General features: G+C 66.6%; 20 protein-coding genes and 1 tRNA gene. 10 read left to right on the top strand and 11 right to left on the bottom strand.

All coding sequences use genetic code 11. From position 1 onward, the window contains the following. Positions 1 to 8 precede the first annotated feature (8 nt). The 6 genes from AC6HZP_RS03030 to AC6HZP_RS03055 all read right to left on the bottom strand — a co-directional run bounded on the left by AC6HZP_RS03030 (position 9) and on the right by AC6HZP_RS03055 (position 6,958). Positions 9 to 1,052: a carbohydrate kinase family protein gene (locus AC6HZP_RS03030; RefSeq protein ID WP_497525342.1), complete on the bottom strand. Its 1,044-nt coding sequence runs from the start codon at positions 1,050 to 1,052 to the stop codon at positions 9 to 11. Between the two features lie 5 nt (positions 1,053 to 1,057). Next, on the bottom strand, positions 1,058 to 2,080 hold the full coding sequence (locus tag AC6HZP_RS03035) for a beta/alpha barrel domain-containing protein (protein WP_497525343.1): 1,023 nt from the start codon (positions 2,078 to 2,080) through the stop codon (positions 1,058 to 1,060). 141 nt (positions 2,081 to 2,221) lie between these two features. Then, positions 2,222 to 3,010, bottom strand: a complete 789-nt coding sequence (locus AC6HZP_RS03040; protein WP_497525344.1) for an ATP-binding cassette domain-containing protein — start codon at positions 3,008 to 3,010, stop codon at positions 2,222 to 2,224. Further along, the gene (locus AC6HZP_RS03045) at positions 3,010 to 3,996 is read right to left on the bottom strand and encodes an ABC transporter permease (RefSeq protein WP_201402176.1); all 987 of its coding nucleotides are present in this window, start codon (positions 3,994 to 3,996) and stop codon (positions 3,010 to 3,012) included. The genes AC6HZP_RS03040 and AC6HZP_RS03045 overlap by 1 nt, the downstream gene beginning before the upstream one ends. Before the next feature lie 214 nt (positions 3,997 to 4,210). After that, a complete protein-coding gene (locus tag AC6HZP_RS03050) occupies positions 4,211 to 5,224 on the bottom strand; it encodes a substrate-binding domain-containing protein (RefSeq protein WP_497525345.1) in 1,014 nt (337 codons plus the stop codon). 147 nt (positions 5,225 to 5,371) lie between these two features. After that, positions 5,372 to 6,958: an FGGY-family carbohydrate kinase gene (locus tag AC6HZP_RS03055; protein WP_497525346.1), complete on the bottom strand. Its 1,587-nt coding sequence runs from the start codon at positions 6,956 to 6,958 to the stop codon at positions 5,372 to 5,374. 270 nt (positions 6,959 to 7,228) lie between these two features. Between AC6HZP_RS03055 and AC6HZP_RS03060 the strand changes: the two genes are divergently transcribed. The 4 genes from AC6HZP_RS03060 to AC6HZP_RS03075 all read left to right on the top strand — a co-directional run bounded on the left by AC6HZP_RS03060 (position 7,229) and on the right by AC6HZP_RS03075 (position 10,912). Further along, positions 7,229 to 8,443 carry an ROK family protein gene (locus tag AC6HZP_RS03060; protein ID WP_497525347.1) on the top strand — a complete coding sequence of 405 codons (1,215 nt, stop codon included), beginning with the start codon at positions 7,229 to 7,231 and terminating at the stop codon, positions 8,441 to 8,443. Between the two features lie 102 nt (positions 8,444 to 8,545). Beyond that, positions 8,546 to 8,914, top strand: a complete 369-nt coding sequence (locus tag AC6HZP_RS03065) for a winged helix-turn-helix transcriptional regulator (RefSeq protein ID WP_497525348.1) — start codon at positions 8,546 to 8,548, stop codon at positions 8,912 to 8,914. Between the two features lie 179 nt (positions 8,915 to 9,093). Continuing rightward, positions 9,094 to 9,951, top strand: coding sequence for an MBL fold metallo-hydrolase (locus AC6HZP_RS03070; protein WP_497525349.1), 858 nt, complete (start codon positions 9,094 to 9,096; stop codon positions 9,949 to 9,951). A 232-nt stretch (positions 9,952 to 10,183) separates the two neighbouring features. Beyond that, the gene (locus AC6HZP_RS03075) at positions 10,184 to 10,912 is read left to right on the top strand and encodes a class I SAM-dependent methyltransferase (RefSeq protein ID WP_497525350.1); all 729 of its coding nucleotides are present in this window, start codon (positions 10,184 to 10,186) and stop codon (positions 10,910 to 10,912) included. A gap of 251 nt (positions 10,913 to 11,163) precedes the next feature. Here AC6HZP_RS03075 and AC6HZP_RS03080 read toward each other — a convergent pair. Further along, a tRNA-Ser gene (locus AC6HZP_RS03080) sits at positions 11,164 to 11,253 on the bottom strand. Positions 11,254 to 11,508: 255 nt separating this feature from the next. Here AC6HZP_RS03080 and AC6HZP_RS03085 point away from each other — a divergent pair. The 4 genes from AC6HZP_RS03085 to AC6HZP_RS03100 all read left to right on the top strand — a co-directional run bounded on the left by AC6HZP_RS03085 (position 11,509) and on the right by AC6HZP_RS03100 (position 14,399). Next, entirely contained in the window at positions 11,509 to 11,835 is a 327-nt protein-coding gene (locus tag AC6HZP_RS03085; protein WP_497525351.1) for a hypothetical protein, read from the top strand. 30 nt (positions 11,836 to 11,865) lie between these two features. Next, on the top strand, positions 11,866 to 12,531 hold the full coding sequence (gene msrA, locus AC6HZP_RS03090) for a peptide-methionine (S)-S-oxide reductase MsrA (protein WP_497525352.1): 666 nt from the start codon (positions 11,866 to 11,868) through the stop codon (positions 12,529 to 12,531). Then, positions 12,528 to 13,196: a 2OG-Fe(II) oxygenase gene (locus AC6HZP_RS03095; protein ID WP_497525353.1), complete on the top strand. Its 669-nt coding sequence runs from the start codon at positions 12,528 to 12,530 to the stop codon at positions 13,194 to 13,196. Before msrA ends, AC6HZP_RS03095 begins: the two co-directional genes overlap by 4 nt. 93 nt (positions 13,197 to 13,289) lie before the next feature. Beyond that, a complete protein-coding gene (locus tag AC6HZP_RS03100) occupies positions 13,290 to 14,399 on the top strand; it encodes an NADH:flavin oxidoreductase/NADH oxidase (protein ID WP_497525354.1) in 1,110 nt (369 codons plus the stop codon). A gap of 69 nt (positions 14,400 to 14,468) precedes the next feature. On the opposite strand, the gene mepA is transcribed toward AC6HZP_RS03100, so the two are convergent. Continuing rightward, a complete protein-coding gene (gene mepA, locus AC6HZP_RS03105) occupies positions 14,469 to 15,470 on the bottom strand; it encodes a penicillin-insensitive murein endopeptidase (RefSeq protein ID WP_497525355.1) in 1,002 nt (333 codons plus the stop codon). A gap of 296 nt (positions 15,471 to 15,766) precedes the next feature. Here mepA and AC6HZP_RS03110 point away from each other — a divergent pair, with 296 nt between their 5' ends. Continuing rightward, positions 15,767 to 16,414, top strand: coding sequence for a peroxiredoxin (locus tag AC6HZP_RS03110; protein WP_201402187.1), 648 nt, complete (start codon positions 15,767 to 15,769; stop codon positions 16,412 to 16,414). Positions 16,415 to 16,516: 102 nt separating this feature from the next. Here AC6HZP_RS03110 and greA read toward each other — a convergent pair whose 3' ends face one another. The 3 genes from greA to AC6HZP_RS03125 all read right to left on the bottom strand — a co-directional run bounded on the left by greA (position 16,517) and on the right by AC6HZP_RS03125 (position 19,898). Then, a complete protein-coding gene (gene greA, locus AC6HZP_RS03115; protein WP_497525356.1) occupies positions 16,517 to 16,984 on the bottom strand; it encodes a transcription elongation factor GreA in 468 nt (155 codons plus the stop codon). Positions 16,985 to 17,129: 145 nt separating this feature from the next. Then, on the bottom strand, positions 17,130 to 18,935 hold the full coding sequence (lepA, locus tag AC6HZP_RS03120; RefSeq protein ID WP_201402188.1) for a translation elongation factor 4: 1,806 nt from the start codon (positions 18,933 to 18,935) through the stop codon (positions 17,130 to 17,132). A 54-nt stretch (positions 18,936 to 18,989) separates the two neighbouring features. Further along, positions 18,990 to 19,898: a LysR family transcriptional regulator gene (locus tag AC6HZP_RS03125; protein ID WP_497525357.1), complete on the bottom strand. Its 909-nt coding sequence runs from the start codon at positions 19,896 to 19,898 to the stop codon at positions 18,990 to 18,992. A 103-nt stretch (positions 19,899 to 20,001) separates the two neighbouring features. Between AC6HZP_RS03125 and AC6HZP_RS03130 the strand changes: the two genes are divergently transcribed. Then, positions 20,002 to 20,520, top strand: coding sequence for a GNAT family N-acetyltransferase (locus AC6HZP_RS03130; RefSeq protein ID WP_497525358.1), 519 nt, complete (start codon positions 20,002 to 20,004; stop codon positions 20,518 to 20,520). Positions 20,521 to 20,525 lie beyond the last annotated feature (5 nt).

Consider the following 20,525-nt stretch of genomic DNA (forward strand, 5'->3'; position numbering starts at 1 on the left):
GCTGCGGATCAGGCTTCCAGCCTGTGCCCCGCCGGCTCCGATCGCCATCCCCAGTCCCGCGCGAGATCCAGGCATTGCCGCCAGCTCTCGACCGTGACCGTGGTGGAAACGCTGCGCAGCGACGCCGCCGCGGCCGCATGGGCGAGGCGGACGCAGTCTTCCAGCGGCCAGGCCTCGTGCAGGCCGTAGAGCATGCCGGCGGCGAAGGCGTCGCCCGCGCCATTGGCGCCGACGACAAGCTCCGGCGGGATGGCGACGGACGGCTTGATCAGTCGCTGGCCGTCGCGGCTGACCGCGATGGCGACGGCGGGGCAGTGAACGACGACAACCGACATCGCGCCATTTTCCAGCACCGCTCGCGCCGCCCGCTCGCAGGCGGCGATGTCGGTCACCCCGTGCTGGACGGTCGCCATGCCGGCCAGTGCGCCGATCTCATGATCGTTGACGATGATGAAATCGAGATGCGGCAGGCAGGGCAGGGTGAGCGCGAGCAGTCGTTCCCGCTCGATGCTTGCGAGCTCCAGATTGGTCTGGAGCCCGGCCGCGCGCGCCTTTTTCAGCACGGTCACCCAGCCGCTTTCGTCGCTGCCATGGGGAGCGTCGAGCTGGCGGTGCACGCCGGGAAGGCCGAGATGCAGGAAACGCGCGCGGGTCGCGGAGAAGTCGAACTGCTCGGGCGTCAGTAGCGTCGCCGCGCCGACGCTGTAGACATGCGTGCGGCGGTGGGTGATCCGCGAGACATAGGCATCGCAGAACTGCGTGCCCATGGCGTCGGTCACCGTCAGCTGCTCCGTGCCGATGTCGAATTCTTCCGCGAGCGAGACGAGGTAGTGCCCCGCCTCGTCGCTCCCGACCACGCCGATCGTGTCGATCGGCATAGCCGGGTCCAGGCGCTTGATGTCGATCGCCAGGTTGCAGGCCGAGCCGCCGCCATGGCGCTCCTCGCCGACGATCTCGGCCATGCCGTCTTCCTCGGGCCAGTGCGTCACGACCCGATTGTAGTCGACGCACCAGGTGCCCCCGGTCACGATACCCCGGCGATGTTCGGACATGGTTCCTAGCCTGCCTTGAGGGGCTTTTCCGTGATCTCGCTGTCGGTCGCGAGGTCGCGCAACGGGGTGATGCCGCTCTTCTGCAGGCTGCCGTGATAGGCCTTGACCGCCTCGATCGGCTGCAGCGCGCCATCCGTGACCGCGCGCATGAAAGTGATCATCGCCAGCGGGTCTTCGGCGAGGTTGATCTTGCGGCCGAACAGGGCGACCCGGGCGCCGTAGCGTTCCGCTTGCGAGAGCAGCTCGAAGCAGTCGCGCGTGGTGCCCGCGCCGCCACCGAGAATGCCGACGACGATGCTGCTATCGTAGGAAGCCAGCTCTTCCAACGCCTTCGGGCCGTTATAGGCGATCTTCAGGAAGCGCGGCCGGTCGGCCTTCATCACGCCGGCGAGGCAGCGCATGATGCAGTCGTTGATGTAGTGCGGCAGGATCTCGGGATCGACGCCGCTGGCGACGTTCGGGTTGAACACCTCGAGGAAGTACTTGAAGTTGTTGCGGGCGGCGTCGTCGCGGAAGTCGGTGAAGGCCTCCAGCGCCGCCATGTCGTGCTCGAGGTCGTTGTTGAAGGTGATCGAATAGAGGCCGAGATCGGTGCCGGTGATGGGCGCGCCGGGGGCGGGATCGATCGAGCCGGTGGTGACGCGCGGCAGCGAGGCGGTGCGGAAGGCGCGCGAGGGGTGCTTGACGTAGCTGGCGCCGCGGCCGACCCAGACGTCCGTCGTGTCGTTGGCGCGGATGGCGGGCTTGATCGCGCTGCCGCGGTAGACGCCCATGTCGATCAGCGTTTCCATGTTGGACGCCGACGTCAGCATGACGTCGACGATGTCCTGCTCGACCACGGCGCGGATGTTTTCGAGGAATTCCGCCCTGGTGTAGTGGCGGGTCCAGCTGCCGTCCTTCTCGCGCTTCGGCCCGCAGGAAGTGATGCTGGGGCCCATGTCGCCGTCCTTGGCGTCGGCAAGGATGAAGTCGCTGCGGCTGTAGTTGCCGGAGCGGATGCGCTCCAGCTTCTGGTCAAGGCGGAACATGGAAGTCTCCCGGTTCGGATGGAGGCGCGACGCGCCCGGCGAAATGGACGAGTGGAGGGTTCACGTGAAACGGAGTGCCGGTTCACGCGGTGAGGGTGGGATGGAACGAGGTGTTCGCCCGGCGTCGCCGGGATCGGTGAACTAGAGTTCGACCGCTCCGGTCATGATCGCGACGACATCGGCCATGGAGTGGGTCTTGGGACTGACCACTCCCGCCCGCCGGCCGAGCCGCATGATGTGGATCCGGTCGGCCAGCTCGAAGACGTTCGGCATGTTGTGGCTGATCAGCACGACCGGCAGGCCGCGATCGCGGATCGTCTTGATCAGCTCCAGCACCTGGCCGGTCTCGCGCACGCCGAGCGCCGCCGTCGGTTCGTCCATGATGACGAGCTTGCGGGCAAAGACGGCGGCGCGGGCGACGGCGACGCCCTGCCGCTGGCCGCCCGAGAGCGTTTCGACGGGGCTGTTGATCGAGGGTAGCCGGAACTTGAGCTCCGCCATGCTGCGCTCCGCCTCGGCGCGCATGCCGGGCTTGTCGAGGCGGCGGAAGAGGGTGCCCATGATTCCCGCGCGGCGGCGCTCGCGGCCGAGGAACAGATTGCTGGCGATGTCGAGCGCCGGCGCGACGGCGAGGTCCTGGTAGACCGTCTCGATGCCGCGCTGCCGGGCGTCGAGGGGGCCCTTGAAGTGCACCGGCTGGCCGTCGAGCAGGATTTCGCCGCTGTCGGGACGCACGGCGCCGGTCAGCGCCTTGATCAGCGTCGACTTGCCGGCGCCGTTGTCGCCGACGACGGCGAGGATCTCGCCGGCGCGCAGCTCGAAATCGACGCCGTCGAGCGCGACCAGATGGCCGTAGTGTTTGGTGATGTTGCGCGCTTCGAGGACGACTTCGCCTCGGGTGGCGTCACGGGTGGCTGGAGCGAGCGACATCAGCGCCTCCTGCGGGACATCTGGTCGAGCGCGACCGCGACGATGACGAGGACGCCGGTGACGAGATCCTGCCAGAGCGGATCGATGCCGGCGAGGGTGAGGCCGTTGCGCAGCACGCCGACGATCAGCGCGCCGATCAGCGTGCCGACCAGGCCGCCGCGCCCGCCGAACAGGCTCGTGCCGCCGATCACCACCGCGGTGATCGAATCGAGATTGGCGGTCTGCAGCGAATTGGGGTCGGCGTTCGGGATGCGCCCCAGCGCCAGCCAGGCACCGATGCCATAGAGCAGGCCGGCGAGCACATAGACCGAGAGCAGATGACGGCGCACCGGGATGCCGACGAGGCGGGCGGCTTCCGGATTGTTGCCGATGGCATAGACGTGCCGGCCCCACTTCGTCTCGTTCAGGAGATACCAGACGACGGCGTAGAGGAGCAGCATGATCATCACGCCATAGGTGATGACGAAGCCGAACGGCTTGACGCTGTTGCCGGTCCAGCCGAGGAACGCGTCGCGGACCGGGAAGGCGCCGCCGGCTGAGATCAGCCTGAGCGCGGCGGTCAGGATGCCGAGAATGCCGAGCGTGACGATGAAGGGCGGCAGCTTCAGGCCGCTGATCAGCCCGCCCGCCGCGGCGCCGGCCGCGGTGCAGACGAGCACGGCGAAGGCCATGGAGAGGACGGGATCATAGCCGTTTGCTACCAGCTTGCCGGCGATGATCGTGCCCAGCACGGCGATGGCGCCGACGGCGAGATCGATGCCGGCCGTCAGGATGATCAGCGTCTGGCCGATCGCCAGCGTGCCGATGATCACCGTCTGCTGCAGGATGATCGAGAGGTTCTGGCTGGCGAGAAAGCGTGGATTGGTCAGCGCGAAGATGGTGCCGAAGACGAGCAGCACCAGGAGCGGGCCCACGGAGGGCGTGCCGACGATGCGCGCCATCAGCCCGGCGCGCGGCGTGGCCGCGGTCGCGGAAGAAGCAGTCATCTGAACCTCAAGCCTGACGGGTAAGCAAACCTTGGGATCTCCCGGCCGGGCCTGGCCGTCCGTCCGCCGCGCGAGGCGGCATCCGCCGGAGGCCCGGCCGGGAGATCAGAGCGCTTTCAAGCGAAATGGATTCCGGTTCGCGAAGAAAACGCGGCCAAACAAGGCATTGGAGCGGCCCGGCGGTTCCAGGGAAACGCCGAGCCGCTCGAAGTCGTCAGTCGCCCCAGCAGTTCTCGAGGCCCCAGGCGGTGTCCTTGGACTCGATCCCGTCCACCGGCTTGTCGGTGATCAGGAAGGAGCCGGTATCGACGAAGCCGCTCGGCTTCTTGCCGGAGGCGGCGTATTCGGCGACGGCGTCGACGCCCATGGCCGCCATCTTGTAGGGGAACTGCATGACGGTGGCGGCAATCTTGCCGTCCTTGACGTCGCGCACGCCGGCGCAGCCGCCGTCGATCGAGGTCAGCATCACCGCATCTTCCTTGCCGAAAGATTTCAGCGCGGCGAAGGCGCCGGCTGCGGCCGGCTCGTTGATCGTGTAGACGGCGTTGATGTCGCCATTCTTGGAGAGCAGATTCTCCATGCCGACCTGGCCCTTGTCCTGCGCGCCATTGGTGATGGCGGCGCCGGCGATCGAGGGATCGCCCTCGGCGATGCCGAAGCCCTTCAGGTAGCCGTCATGGCGGAACGTGTCGACGGTGCCGCCCGGCGTGCCGTCGAGCATGGCGACGACGGCCTTCTTGTCGCCCATCGCCTTGCGGGCATAGGCGCCCTGCTGCACGCCGGCCTGGAAGTTGTCGGTGGCGAACGTCGCATCGACGGCGTCGGCCGGATCGGTGGCGGTGTCGAGCGCGATCACCAGAACGCCGGCGTCGCGCGCCTTCTTGATGATGTTGAGCATGCCGGAGGAATTGTTCGGCGTGACCAGGATGCCCTTGGCGCCGGCGCTGATCAGATCCTCGATCGCGGCGACCTGGCCCTCATTGTCGCCGTCGAACTTGCCGGCGCGGGCGATCAGCTTGACGTTCTTGGCCTTGGCCTGCTCCTCGGCGGCCTGGCGCATCTTGACGAAGAACGGGTTCACCTCGGTCTTGGTGACGAGGCCGACGATGACCTCCTCGGCCGAGGCGGCCTGCATGGCGGCGCCGCTGAGCGCGAGGCCGAAGATCGTGACCTTCAGTCCGGCCTTGAGCGCGGACAAAGGCGACGTGCGATGACGATTGGAATTCATGCAATCCTCCCAGATTTGCGTTGAACCGGAGCTTTTCGCTTCTCGTTCCCGGCCTTTCTCCTCAAAGGCTGACGGGGATTAATTCATCCATTTTGGATAAAGTCAAACACGCGTTGTCGTCTTTTGTATATTTCTGATCTTAATTAATTAGCGGCCGGAGGGCTCGCCGGACCGCGTCGCCGCGAGGCGGCCGAGGTCGTGCATCGCCTCATGCAGCACCGGATCGGCGCTGAGGTTTTGGTAGTGCCGATAGAGCGCGCGATGGGCCGTCGCGTTCGCCGCGCGGGGCTCATAGGTCTTGAAATCGCGCGCGCCGAACCGCGCCGCGCCCTCCTGGAAGCTCCCGACGATTCCAGCCGCGACTGCGCCATGGATCGCCGCGCCGACGGCGGTTGGATGGTCGATCTCCGGCACCTCGATCGTGCGTTCGAGGATGTCGGCGAGGATCGCCACCAGCTCCGGATTGTTGCGCGCCAGGCCGCTGGTCATCAGGATCCGCTCGATCGCGAAGCCGGCGGCCTCGAACCGGTCGACGACGTTGCGCGCGCCGTGGCAGAGCGCCTCCATCAGCGCCCGGTAGATGTCGACGGCGGTCGTCTCCATCGAGAGGCCGAGCAGCAGCCCGGTGAGCTCGGAATCGGCGAACGGCACGCGGTTGCCGTTCCACCAGTCGAGGGCGAGGAGGGAATTGGCGGCCGGGGCGAGCGCCGCCGCCTCGCGATTGTAGGCTGCAAAACTCTCCGCCTCGCTGGCGCCGCGCGGAAACGTTTTCACGAACCAGCTCAACGTATCGCCGAAGCTCGCCTGGCCGGCCTCGTAGCACCACAATCCGCGCACCGCGCCGTCTTTCGCCACGCCCTCGATGCCTGAGGGCAGGGGACGGAAATCGTCGCTGAGCAGGAGATAGGCGGCCGAGGTTCCGAGCGCGCCGACGAGGCAGCCGGTGGAGACCGCCTGGATCGCCGGCAGCACGACATGGGAATCGATCGTCGCGACGCTGACGACCGCCGGCCCTTCGATGCCGGTCTTCTGGCGCCAACCCCCGGTCAGCGCGCCGGCAGCGGCGCCGGCCGCGAGCGGCGGCGCCAGTTTCGGCGCAAGCCCCGCCACCACGCCGGAGGGATAGCCGGCCTCGGTGGAATACTGCGCCTTGTAGGCGGCGAAGCCGAGGCCGCGCGCCTCGACGCCGGTCAGTTGCCAGACGAGCCAGTCGCCGCCCTCGATGAAGCGACCCGTCTCGGCCCAGATCGCCGGCGCCTCGGCCTCGATCTGCGCCGCCTTGGCGAGCAGCCATTCGCCGGAGAGCTTGCCGCCGAAATTGGCCAGGAAATCGCCGCCCGCCCGGTTGATGGCGTCGGCATAGGGCTGCGCCGCGCGATGCTTCCAGAGCTTCACATAGGCATGCGGATCGCCGGGATGGATCTCCGACAGCGGCGTCCCCGCTTCCGTCGCCGGCAGGGGCGAACTCGCGGTGAAGCCGGCGCCGATGGAGAGGATCTGCCGCCCGCCGCCGAGCACGGTCAGGATATCCGCCGCCGCCTCGAGATAATCCGCCGCGACCTGCAGGGCAAAGCCGCGTGGCAGCGGCGTGCTGTCCGGCAGCGTCCGCGTCAGGATCCCGTGGCGATAGGCGTGGACATGGCTTTCGACCTGCTGTCCGCTGGCGGCGTCGATCAACACGCCACGCGCCGATTCCGAGCCGTAGTCGAGCCCGATGAGATAGGCGCGCGTCATCGGCCCACCCTGCCTGTCCGGATGAGCGGGCGCGGCTTCCACTCGTTCCTCGGGACCCTATCCTGCAACATCGGGCTGGCACTTTCGCTGGCGATTGGCGGTCGACGCCGCATCTTCGATCCGGCTCTCCGATCTCCACTTAGATAAGATGTTTTCTTTAAATCGGTCAATAATGTAAATTATTGAACATAAGTGCTGTGTACGGCTTCGGTTTCCGCTTCATCTCTTTCGCGTTTGCCGGTAAAGCTCTGCTGGAAACAGGAGCTTGGAATGCTGAAGGACGCGACGTCATCGGATCTGTCCGCGCTGGCCAATGCGGGAGAAATCCTGTCGCTGGTCGCCTCGCGCGCGGCGACGTCGCGTTCGGATCTGCTCGCCGCCTCCGGGCTCTCCCGCGTCACAGTCACGCAGCGGCTGGGCGCGCTGCTCGCCGCCGGCCTGGTGCGCGAAACCTCCCGGACGCTGCCGAGCGGCGGCCGGCCGACCCGCGTCCTCGCCGTCAACGAAACGGCCGCGTTCCTGCTGGTCGCGAATATCGGCGAGACGCATATCCACCTCGCCGCGATGGATCTGACGCCGGCCGTCATCCTCCAGAGCACGATCCCGTTCAGCGTCGCCGACGGCCCCGCCGCAACCCTCGGGCGGATGGCGGCCGAGCTGGACCGGCTGTCGCAGGAGGCGAAGGCGAGCCATGGCGTCCTGCTCGGCGTCGGGCTGAGCCTGCCGACGCCGGTCGATTTCAAGCGCGGGCGGGTCGTCGGCCCCTCGGTCCTGTCGGGCTGGGACGAGTACGACATCATCGCGCGCCTGCAGGGGGCACTGGGCGTTCCCGTCTATGTCGAGAACGACGTGAACCTGATGACGCTCTACGAGTACCGACACAATTTTCCCGGTGTCGACGACATGCTGTTCATCAAGGCGGGCACCGGCATCGGCAGCGGCTTCATCGCCAGCGGCAGGGTGTTTCGCGGCGCGCAGGGGGCGGCGGGCGACATTGGCCACATACAGTTCCTTTCCGACGACGCGCCGCTCTGCCGCTGCGGCAAGTTCGGCTGCGTCGAGGCGCGGGCGGCCGGCTGGGCGATCGCCCGCGACCTGTCGCGGCTCGGCTTTCCGGCCGAGAACGCCCGCGACGTCATCCGGCTGGTCGAGAGCCAGACGCCGGAGGCGATCATGCTGCTGCGCAAGGCCGGGCGGACGATCGGCGAGGTCGCCTCGGATGTCGTCAGCATCATCAATCCGAGCCTGATCGTCGTCGGCGGGACGCTGGCGCGCGGCGGCGAGATCCTGCTCTCTGGCATTCGCGAGCTGATCTACCAGCGCTGCCTGCCGCTCGCCACGCGTGATCTCCGCATCGTCCTGGCCGAGCCGGATGCCGACAGCGCGCTGTTCGGCGCCGCCCATCTGATCCTCGACGACGTCTTCAGCCGCGCCAAGATCGGCGAGCTGATCGCCCGGTTCCGGGGCGCCGCCTTGCGGGCATGATCGCGCGCCGTCTGGTGATGGCGGGTCGCCCACGCTAGTATCCTTCGGAAACCTGGCATCAAGGACGCACTTCGGTGCGTCACCTCCGGAGGCAACTTAAAAATGGCGAAGAACCAGGACCTCGAGTCCATGCGCCTGCTGCTCGACCTGCTTTCCGACAAGTGGACGGTGCTGATCCTCACCGCGATCTGCACCGACGGCGGCAGGCAGCGCTTCAACGCGATCCGCCGGGCCGTGCCGGCGATCTCGCAGAAGAGCCTCGCGACCTGTCTCAAGCGCCTCGAGATGAACGGGCTGGTCGAGCGGCACGTCATGACGACGGGCGAGCTCGCCGTCGAATATCGCGTCACGCCGCTGGGCTATACGCTGGAGCAACCCGTCGGCGCGCTGCTGGCCTGGTCGGCGGACTACCAGCCGGCGGTCCGGGCGGCGCAGGAAGCCTATCGCCTGCGCGTGGCCGAGGTGGCGTGAGCCGACGGGCTGATTTTCCGGGACAGGAACCCGATCCGCCAACGCCCGGCGCCGCTCGAAGTCACCTTCGGGTGACCTGGTGCGGATAAGGTGCGTAATTTACACGTGGTATACATCTGATACTTATCTCGCCCCCTTGGCGGGTCGCTCGACCTGCCGGATCCAGAAGGAGCGAGATCATGACGGACACGACGCGAGATATTTCCGAGACGACGGGCGGCGACTATGGCCCTCGGGCGATCCAGCTCGGCTCCGTTCGCGTGACCGCCCTGCATGACGGCCATTTCGATCTGCCCGCCTCCTTCATCGCGTCGGAGGATCCCGCCGCCTCGAGCGAGGCCACCTTCCATCTCGACATCAACGCCTTCCTCGTCCAGACGGCCACTCAGAACATTCTCGTCGACACGGGCGGCGGCGCCAAGCTCGGGCCGACCCTCAATAAGCTCGTGTCGAGCCTCGGCGCCGCCGGCCTGACCCCGGCGGATATCGACGCGGTGTTGTGCACCCACATCCATCCGGACCACACCAACGGGCTGATCGACATCGACAACGCGCCGATCTTCCCGAAGGCGCAGGTCTTCGTGCATCAGAACGAGCTGGATTACTGGCTGAGCGACGAGCAGCGCGAACGGGCGCCGACCGATTTCCGCAATGTCTATGACTGGGCGCGCGAGGCCTTTGCTGCCTATTCGGGACGGATCGAGCCCTTCCAGCAGGGCCCGGTCGTGCCCGGCATCGAAGCGATCCCGCTTTTCGGCCATACGCCCGGCCATAACGGCTTCCAGATCGACGGCGGCGGCAAGGAGCAGCTGATCATCTGGGGCGACGCCGTCCACGATATCGAGCGGCAGACCCGCAATCCCGACATCTCGGCGCAGGCCGACGTCGATCCGGACCGGGCGCGCGCGGCCCGGCGCTTCATCTTCGATCGGGCTGCCGCCGACGATGTTCTCATCACCGGCATGCACATCACCTTCCCCGGCTTCGGCCGCATCCGCAAAGACGGCACCGGCTTCGAGTATTCGGCCGAGGCGTAAGGCTTTGATCAAAGGGATGGGGAGGGCGATCCTGGCTCTCCCCATTGCGCCCGCCGGCGTTTTGCGAGCCCGCTCTGCGCATTACGCAGAGTTACACCTATAGCTCGTCAGTGCAGAGGCAGTTTTCATTTTCTTGGATGTCCGGACTTCCTGCTTTAAGTGTGGTTATTTGTTCTTGGCGTTGCTATCATCGTGAATCTGGGTGCAATTGACCATTTGTACGGGGGATTCTATGCCTGAAATCGAATGGAACTCCGGGTATTGGGGCGGTTGGTACAATTGGGAAAGCAGGGGCGAGGAGTGGTCCGAAATATGGGGCGGCAGCGAGCCTCAATGGTTCGGATCTCTCTATCCGCGCCTGCATCGTCTGTTGCCGGCGCAAAGCGTCCTTGAGATTGCCCCCGGCTTCGGTCGTTGGACGAAGTTCCTATTGCCCCTGAGCCGCGAGTACGTCGGCATCGATCTGTCTCCCGTCTGCATCAAGAGTTGCCAGGAGATTTTCGCCGAGGCCAAGCATGCTCGCTTTTATCAGAATGATGGAATGACGTTGGGCCAGGTGCCTGACGAAGCTTTCGATCTGGTCTTCACCTTCGATTCTTTGGTTCATGCCGATACTGAGGTCTTGGACAGCTACGTCCCGCAAATCCTGCGAAAACTGTCGCCTCGAGGCGTTGCATTCGTTCACCATTCAAATGCTGGCGCCCTGCAGCCGTTCGAGCCGCAGCATGCGAGGAGCAAGACGGTATCCGCTGAGACGGTTGCGGCTGCGGTTAAGTCGCATGGCGGAAAGATCATCTGCCAGGAGGTCGTCAATTGGGGCTGCGCCGACCCAATAGACTGTTTCACGACCTTCTGTCGGCGGGAACGGCAAACGCCTGAGCCAGCCGTTTTCACGAATCCGCGCTTCATGGAAGAGGCGGAAATCATCCGTAGCACCCAGGCTCCCTACAGCTTGATCTAAGCTGAAGCCCAAGTCGTGAAACGGGCCATGACTTGCGCCCGAAGATCGCAGTCAGCGAACCAGTGGGGCGTGGGGCACAACATCGCCAGCAACCAGCCGCTTGTTCGCGCGCCGTTGCGCCACTGTCCTCGGAGCCGGGTCTATTCGGATCAGGCGAGCGCCACCTTTGAAATTCCGGCGGCCGTTCCCGGGCCACGCAGATGCGCCAGGCTGCCTAGAAGCCTAATCATATCAATAGCATGTGAGGTAAATGGCGGAGGGAGCGGGATTCGAACCCGCGATACGGTTTCCCGTATACACACTTTCCAGGCGTGCGCCTTCAACCACTCGGCCACCCCTCCGTACCAGCGCGCTCGGCGCCTGTCCTACGAGCGGGAAGCGGCGGGCGCTTCGATGCTTAGCAAGACAGGCGGTGCGGTATCACGTGCTGCAGGCGGCTGCAAGGCTTGCGACGAAAACAAGCGGGGATGGCCGGAAATCCGCCTCCGCTTTCTGGCGCTGGCTCATCAATCATTGCCGAAATCGCCCGCGAACATTATCTGTGGCTTGTCGCTTTCCGGATGGGAACCGCCCGCCGCGCGACGAGGGACCTTGCGATGTTCACGCTCTTCGTCCGCCTTCTCGGCCTGTTTGCCCTCGCCGGGGCGGTCGTCGGGCTGGTGATCGACGGAACCAAGTCGATCGCCGCCTCGTCGCTGGTCGTGACGCCGCTCGGCCAGGCCTGGTTCACCTTCGATCCCGACAGTTTGACGGCGCTGCAGACGGCCATCGCCACCCATATCGAGACCTATGTCGGTCCGTGGGTCTGGTCCCCCGTCATCCAGTTCCTGCTGACGCTGCCGACCTGGTTCGTGCTCGGCGCGCTCGGCGCGTTTCTGCTTCTGACCGGTCGCCGCAGGCGCTACCGGTCCGTCATTGCCTGACCCTCATACCTCAAGACAAGGAGACGACCCATGAATCTCCTCGACATCCTATCGCGCAAGACCCGGATGCCCGGGCCGGGCGAGGCCTTGCCCGGCCGCGCGCAGCCGATCACCGAACCGGGCGCGCATTTCGTCAATGGCCATCCGATCGCCGGACCCTATCCGCAGGGGATCGAGACGGCTTTGTTCGGCCTCGGTTGCTTCTGGGGGGCGGAGCGCAAGTTCTGGCAGGCGAAGGGCGTCTGGGCCACCGCCGTCGGCTATGCCGCCGGGGTGACGCCGAACCCGACCTATCGCGAGGTCTGCACCGGCATGACCGGCCACAACGAGGTGGTGCTCGTCGCTTATGATCCGGCCGTTATCTCCTATGACGAGCTGCTCGCGATCTTCTTCGAGAGCCATGATCCGACCCAGGGCATGCGCCAGGGCAATGACGTCGGCACGCAGTATCGTTCTGGCATCTACGTCGCCAACGCGTCGGAGCGCCAACGGGCCGAGGCGGCGCGCGACGCTTATCAGCGCGCGCTTTCGGCCGAGGGGCTCGGGAATATCACGACCGAGATCCTTGATCGGCCGCCCTTCTACTTCGCCGAGGAAGAGCACCAGCAATATCTGGCCAAGAATCCGGACGGTTATTGCGGCCTCGGCGGCACGGGCGTCTCCTGCCCAATCGGGACGGGAGTGGCCGCCCAGTGAGCGACGTGCTTTCGGAGACCGATGATTTCGACAGCACAGCCAGCGACGCGGTGATCGCGTCGCTGGCCGAACACGGGTTTGCCGTCGTCGATCGCTTGTTCGACCCGGCATTGATACAGGCGCTCGCAGGCGAGCTCGGGGGCCTGGAAAGCGCCGGCGCCATGGCGTCGGCGGGCGTCGGCCGCGCCACCGGGCTCAGGCGCGACGGCGACATAAGGCGGGCGGCGATCCGCTGGTTCGATGGCGGCACCGAGGCCGAGCGGCGCTTCCTGGCGGTGGCGGAACAGCTGCGGATCGCCATCAACCGGCGGCTCTTCCTCGGCCTGTTCGATTTCGAGTGCAACTTCATCGCCTATCCGACCGGCGGCTTCTACAACAGGCATCTGGACAGCCTCGCCGGCACCAGGAACCGCGTCGTCTCGCTGGTCGCCTATCTCGACGAGGGTTGGCAGGCGGACTATGGCGGCGCGCTCCGGCTCTGGTCGGGACCCGAGGATGACGGCGCGCCGGCGGCCGAAATCGTGCCGCAGGCGGGGCGCGTCGTGCTGATGATGTCGGAGGAGATCCCGCACGAAGTGCTGCCGTCGCACCGGCCGCGCCATGCCATCGCCGGCTGGTGGCGGGTCAACGCCTCCTCCGGACAGCGCCTCGACACTTCACGCTGAGACCTTCGCGCGGCGCACGGGCGTCGCGCGTCCCCACGGACCCTCCGCCCGTCCGGGCGAAGATCCTTCCTGCCCCTCCCGATGGAATGAACGATGTCCTCCGCACTCTTCACGCCCATTTCCCTGGGCGAATTCACCATTCCGAACCGCATCGCCATCGCGCCGATGTGCATGTATTCGGCCGATGACGGCTCGGCGACCGACTGGCATATCCAGCACTGGATGTCGCTCGCCATGTCGGGCGCCGGCATGATCACTTTCGAGGCGACCGGCGTGGAGCGGCGCGGCCGCATCTCGCTCGGCTGCCTCGGGCTCTATTCCGATGCCAACGAGGCGGCGATGGCGCGGGCGCTCGGCCCGGCGCGCCGTGTCGCGGCGCCCGGCGCCGTCTTCGGCGTCCAGCTCGGCCATGCCGGCCGCAAGGCGTCGACGCAGCTGCCCTGGCTCGGCGGCGGGCCGCTGACGCCCGAGCAGGACGCCTGGCAGACGGTCGCGCCCTCGGCGGTCCCCTTCGCCCCGGGCTGGCCGACGCCCGACGCGCTCGACGAGGCGGGCATCGAGCGGATCGTCGCCGCCTTCGTCCAGGCGGCGGAGCGGGCGGCGCGCATCGGCCTCGATTTCGTCGAGCTGCACGGCGCGCACGGCTATCTCCTGAACGAATTCCTGTCGCCCGTCTCGAACCGGCGCACCGATCGTTGGGGCGGCAGCCTCGAAAACCGCATGCGGCTGATCCTGACGATCGCGCGCGCCGTGCGGGCCGTGCTGCCGGAGCGGATGTTCGTCGGCGCGCGGCTCTCGGTGACCGACTGGGTCGAGGGCGGCTTCTCGGTCGAGGAGGCGATCGCCGTCTCGGCGGCGCTGAAGGCCGAGGGCGTCGTCTATATCTGCGCCTCGAGCGGCGGCAACGCCTATGACCAGCAGATCCCGGTCGGGCCGCTCTATCAGGTCGATTTCGCCGAGGCGGTCCGCAAGGGCGCCGGCATTCCGACGCGGGCGGTCGGGCTGATCACCACGCCGGCCGAGGCCGAGGGGGTTCTGCGCGAGGGCAGGGCGGACATGGTGGCGCTGGCGCGCGCCATTCTCGCCGATCCGCGCTGGCCCTGGCGCGCCGCCTACGAGCTCGGCGAGGAAGCCTATGCGCCGCCGCAATATGTCCGCAGCCTGACGACGGTGAAGCACTGGGTCGTCGACGAAGACGACTAGCAGCGTTCGCTGCCCGCCATGAAAAAGGGGCGCTCCGGTCTTCCGGGGCGCCCCTTTTTGCTGTTCGCTTCAGTGCAGCGTGCCGGTTACCGGCAGGTCGGTCGGGTTCTCGACATCAGCTCCCTGGCCGCCATCATAGGACATCGCCGCCGCCGGTTCCGGTTCCGGCGTGATGCCGGGCGGCGTGCCGATCAGCACCTGGCGGCAGGCGGCCGGCAGGTCGGCCAGCATCATCGGCCGCGGCTTGACGGTCGGCTTGGTCGGCTGCGTCGGCTTGGTCGGCTTCGGCGGCTGCAGCCAGGCATCGAGCTCGGGGCCGCAGCCGTCGCCGGGCGGCGGCGCCTTCTGCGGAACGCAGCTCGCCATGCCGGGCGGGCAATCGAGCCGGACGTGGAAGTGGTAGGTGTGGCCCCACCATGGCCGCACCTTGTTGAGCCAGGCGCGGTCGGGCCCCGCGCCCTCGCAGAGCGCCTTCTTGATCGCCGGGTTGACGAAGATGCGGGCGACGCGCGGGTCGAGCGCGGCGCGGCGGATCAGCTTCTGCTGGCCCATGGTCCAGACGGAGCGGTCGATCTTGCGCTCCTTCTCGTTGACCATCGAGGTGGCCGCCATCTTCTCCCGCTCGTCGCGCGACAGCGTCCGGCTCGGCATCGGCGTCAGCCAGAGATCGACGTCGAGGCCGATCTGGTGGCTGGCGTGTCCCGTGCGGGCCGGGCCGCCGCGCGGCTGGCCCATGTCGCCGACCAAGAGCCCCGGCCAGCCGTCCTTGGCCTTGGCGTCATGGGCGAGCTTCTCGGTGAAGGCGATCAGTTCCGGCGTGCCCCAGTTGCGGTTGCGCGACAGGCGCATCGCCTGCCACTGCGGACCGTTCACCGGCAGCGCCACGGCGCCGGCGAGGCAGCCCTTGGCGTAGGAGCCGATGGCGCGCGCCTCGAGCGGGATCGGTGTCTTGACGTCGCCGAACAGGACCTTGGCCGGCGTTGTGTCGACATTGTCGGCCGAGGCCGGGGCCATCGCGGCGAGCGGCAGCCAGATGGATAGCGCCAGCGCGCGGATCGGCTTTTTCAGCATGATGACACCTTCACGTTCAGCGCTCCCCTCGTCGCAGTATCGGCGATCTTGATTGACGATTTATCAACCATCCCGGCCGACCGGCGCGGCGTGCGATTTGGACGAATTTTCCAGAATGCCGGGCTCGTCGGCGAGCTGCGGAAATGGATTGTCGAAAGGGCGGTAATTGTTGGATGATTGCACTCAATCCCGACCAGATTCCGCAATTGACCCGTCATGCGGCCATGCGATACTCGGCGCCGATCTCGTCTCGGAGCGGCGCGCTCCGTACGCAACTTGTTGAAGGAACACGGAAAATGGCACTCAATCTTGGGGACGTCGTTCCCGACTTCACCGCTGACACCACGGAAGGCAAGATTTCGTTCCACGAATGGCTCGGCGACAGCTGGGGCGTACTGTTCTCGCATCCGAAGAACTTCACGCCGGTCTGCACCACCGAGCTCGGCGCCGTCGCCAGGCTGAAGCCCGAATTCGACAAGCGCGGCGTCAAGGTGCTGGGCCTGTCGGTCGACAAGCTTACCAATCACGACCAGTGGATCAGCGACATCCGCGACACGACCGGCGCGACGCTGAACTTCCCGCTCATCGCCGACGAGGACAAGAGCGTCTCGAATTTGTACGGCATGATCCATCCCAACGCCTCCGATACGACGACGGTCCGCTCGGTCTTCGTCATCGGCCCCGACAAGAAGCTGAAGCTGACGCTGACCTATCCCGCCTCGACCGGGCGGAATTTTGACGAAATCATCCGCGTCATCGACAGCCTGCAGCTGACGGCCAAGTTCTCGGTCGCGACGCCGGTCGATTGGAAGCAGGGCGAGGACGTCATCATCGTCCCGTCCGTTTCCGACGAGGCGGCGAAGGAGAAGTTCCCGGGCGGCTGGAAGACGCTGAAGCCCTATCTGCGCTTCGTGCCGCAGCCGGCCGCCAGCAAGACGAGCTGATCGTCGCTGGCCAGCATGTCTTTGAGAGGCGTCGGCATCGGCCGGCGCCTTTCTTTTTGGGTCTTTTGGGTCTTTCTTTGGGGGCAGGGCCGTGCCCGCGCGTCAGGCGATGGCCAGGATCTCCGCGTCCTGGCTGCCGATCGTGAACTCGTCGCCCACGTGGCGGCCGAGCACGGCCTGCGCCAGCGGCGAAACATGCGAGACGGTTCCCTGGTTGGGATCGGCCTCGTCCTCGCCGACGATCCGGTAGGTCTGCCGCCGCCCGTCCTCGCGCAGAATCGTCACCGTCGAGCCGAACTGGGCCGTCTCGCTGTCGTCGGAAGGCGCTACCGGCATGGCGCTGAGCCGGCGCTGCTGCCAATAGCGCAGATCGCGGGCAAGCGCCGGGATCGCCATCGTGTCTTCGGCGTCCCGCGCGGCGGCGAGGGCTTCGTCGAGACGCGCGAGCTCCGCCTCGATGGCGGCGAGCCCTTCCCGGGTGACGAGGTTCGGATGCGGCGAGACGGGCCGTTCCGGCAAGCCGTCATCCCCATGGTCCGCGTCGTCTTCCTTCACGAAGGCCCTGCTCATGCCGGGATGGTAGGACCGTCCCGGCGCGCCGTCCACCGGGAACGTCCCCGCCGTCGGCTGGCCCGGGGCCCGCTCTCATGAAAATGGCCGCTCCGAGGGCGATCGGAACGGCCATATCGAATTGGATCGAGCGGCAAGCGCCGGATCAATCGTCCATCTTCAGCGCAGCGATGAAGGCTTCCTGCGGGATGTCGACCTTGCCGAACTGCCGCATCTTGCGCTTGCCTTCCTTCTGCTTGTCCAGAAGCTTGCGCTTACGCGTGATGTCGCCGCCATAGCACTTCGCCGTCACGTCCTTGCGCATGGCGCGCACGGTCTCGCGGGCGATGATCTTGCCGCCGATCGCGGCCTGGATCGGAATGACGAACAGGTGCTGCGGGATCAGGTCCTTCAGCTTCTCGCACATGGCGCGGCCGCGCCGCTCCGCCTGGGTGCGGTGAACCAGCATGGAGAGCGCGTCGACCGGCTCGCCATTGACGAGGATCTGCAGCTTGACCAGGTCGCCGGGGCGGTGGTCGGTCAGGTGATAGTCGAACGAGGCATAGCCCTTCGAGATCGACTTCAGCCGGTCGTAGAAGTCGAACACCACCTCGTTGAGCGGCAGGTCGTAGGTGACCATGGCGCGGGTGCCGACATAGGAGAGGTCGGACTGGACGCCGCGCCGCTCCTGGCAGAGCTTCAGGATCGCGCCGAGATATTCGTCCGGCGTCAGGATCGTGGCGCGGATCCAGGGCTCGGCGATCTCCTCGATCTTCATCACGTCCGGCATGTCGGCCGGATTGTGCAGGTCGATCTCGCTGCCGTCGGTCATCTGGATCTTGTAGATGACCGAGGGCGCGGTCGCGATCAGGTCGAGGTTGAACTCGCGCTCCAGCCGCTCCTGGATGATTTCCAGATGCAGCAGGCCGAGGAAACCGCAGCGGAAGCCGAAGCCGAGCGCCGCCGAGGATTCCATCTCGAACGAGAACGACGCGTCATTGAGGCGGAGACGGCCCATGGCGGCGCGCAGCTCCTCGAAATCCGCGGCGTCGACCGGGAACAGGCCGCAGAACACCACCGGCTGCGCCGGCTTGAAGCCCGGCAGCGCCTCGGCCGTCGGCTTCTTGTCGTCGGTGATCGTATCGCCGACGCGGGTATCCGCGACTTCCTTGATCGAGGCGGTCAGGAAGCCGATCTCGCCAGGGCCGAGGCTGTCGACGGGCACCAGCTTCGGCGTGAAATAGCCGACGCGCTCGACGTCATAGACGGCGTCGGCGCCCATCATGCGGATGCGCATGCCCTTCTTGAGGTGGCCGTCGATGACGCGGATCAGCACGATGACGCCGAGATAGGAATCGTACCAGCTGTCGACGAGCATCGCCTTCAGCGGCGCTTCGGCGTCGCCCTTCGGCGGCGGCAGGCGGGTGACGATCGCTTCCAGCACGTCGGGAATGCCGATGCCGGTCTTGGCCGAGATGAGCACGGCGTCGGAGGCGTCGATGCCGATCACTTCCTCGATCTGCGCCTTGATGCGGTCGGGCTCGGCCGCCGGCAGGTCGATCTTGTTCAGGATCGGCAGGATCTCGAGGTCGTTGTCGATCGCCTGGTAGACGTTCGCCAGCGTCTGCGCCTCGACGCCCTGCGATGCGTCGACGACGAGCAGCGCGCCTTCGCAGGCGGCGAGCGACCGCGACACCTCATAGGCGAAGTCGACGTGGCCGGGCGTGTCCATCAGGTTCAGGATGTAGGTCTTGCCATCCTTGGCCTTGTAGTCGAGCCGGACGGTCTGCGCCTTGATGGTGATGCCGCGCTCGCGCTCGATGTCCATCGAGTCGAGCACCTGCTCCTTCATCTCGCGATCGGACAGGCCGCCGGTCGCCTGGATCAATCGGTCGGCAAGCGTCGACTTGCCGTGATCGATATGGGCGACGATGGAGAAATTGCGGATGTTGTCTTGCGCCGAGGTGCTCATGGCGCGCTCAATAGCATCAAGGATGTTGGCCGCAAAGCGCTGAAACGTGCCTTTTCAACGCCGGTCGGCATGAAGAACGCCGAGCGCGCTCGCGCGGACGACGATTCGGTCGGCGAGTTCCGCCACCAGGGGGCGCGAAAGCGCGTCGGACGCGCCGGCGACAAGGGCCGAATCCCGCCAGATCGGCGGCATGTCGATCGGCGCCAGGTCGACGAGTTCTCCGCGTGCGAGCTCGTCGGCGATCCCCGCCTCCAGCAGATGGCCGATCGCGTCACCGCTGGCGATCAGCGCGCGCCCCGAGCCGAACAGCACCTCCGACGCCGTCCGGGCCCGATGGCGGAGCGACGTGACGGCGTCGGGCGTCACCTGCCACCAGTAGAACGAAAGAAAATGCGGCGCGACGGCGAAGACGCGGTCGAGCGTCGGCGCCAGCCCGATCTCGCGGGCGAGCGCAGGCGCTGCGGCGAGCACCGCCTTCTCGCGGATGATCGCGATCGGCTCCAGCGTCTCCAGCAGCGGATCGAAATTCGGCCAGCCCATGATGGCGAGATCGATGCGGCGGTCGTGCAGCCATTCGGCGATGTCGCGGTGCCGGCCCTCCTGAAACAGCAGCTCGACACGGGGATGGGCGCGCATGAAATCGAGCACGGGCGGCGTCGCCAGCGGATCGACGAGGCTGCGCAACGAGGCGAGCGCGATGCGGCCGCGGTCGACATTGCGCAGCGCATCCTCGCTTTCGAGCAGGGTGGCGAGAACGCGACGGGCATAGGGCAGGAAGGTCGCGCCGCGCTCGGTCAGCTCGACTTTTCGCCCGCGCGTGAACAACGTCCCGCCGACATGGCTCTCCAGCGTGCGGATGCGGGTCGATATCGTCGCCTGGGTCACGTTCATCCGGGCGGCCGCCTTGGTGAAGCTGCCGTCGCGCACGATCCGGTCAAAACTGCGAAGCTGATCGATATCCATAAAGAATGTTTATGTTCAATTTCAATTTTTGCTATCGACTGAGTTTATCATTGACAAACTCGATCCAGAAGCCTGTTTTTGGCGCGGAACCCATGGAGACGTGATGGCTTCGGTCCTTCGAAAGCTGGATGCCGCCGAGGCGCGCGCGGCGATCCCGGCGCTTGCCGACATGATCGTCGACGCCGTCGCGAACGGGGCTTCGGTCAATTTCCTGGCCGGCCTCACGCAGGCCGACGCCGCCATCTTCTGGCAGGGGCAGATGGACGGGATCGAGGCCGGCGGCCGCGTGCTCGTCGTCGCGGAGCTGGACGGCCGCATCGTCGGGACGGTCGTCGTCACCCATGCGCCGCAGCCGAACGCCCCGCACCGCGCCGAGATCGGCAAGATGCTGGTCCATTCGAGCGCCCGACGGCGCGGCATCGGCCGGCAGTTGCTGGCGGCGGCCGAGGCCGTCGCGCGCGAGGCCGGCAAGACGCTGCTGCATCTCGATACCCAGACCGGTTCGGCCGGCGAGGCGCTCTACCGCGCCACCGGCTGGACCGAGATGGGTGTGATGCCCGATCATGCCCTCACGCCGGACCGCCGGCTGGCCGCCACCACCTTCTTCTACAAAGCAATCTGATCGGC

The sequence above is a fragment of the Kaistia sp. SLG-1 genome (assembly GCF_059699055.1).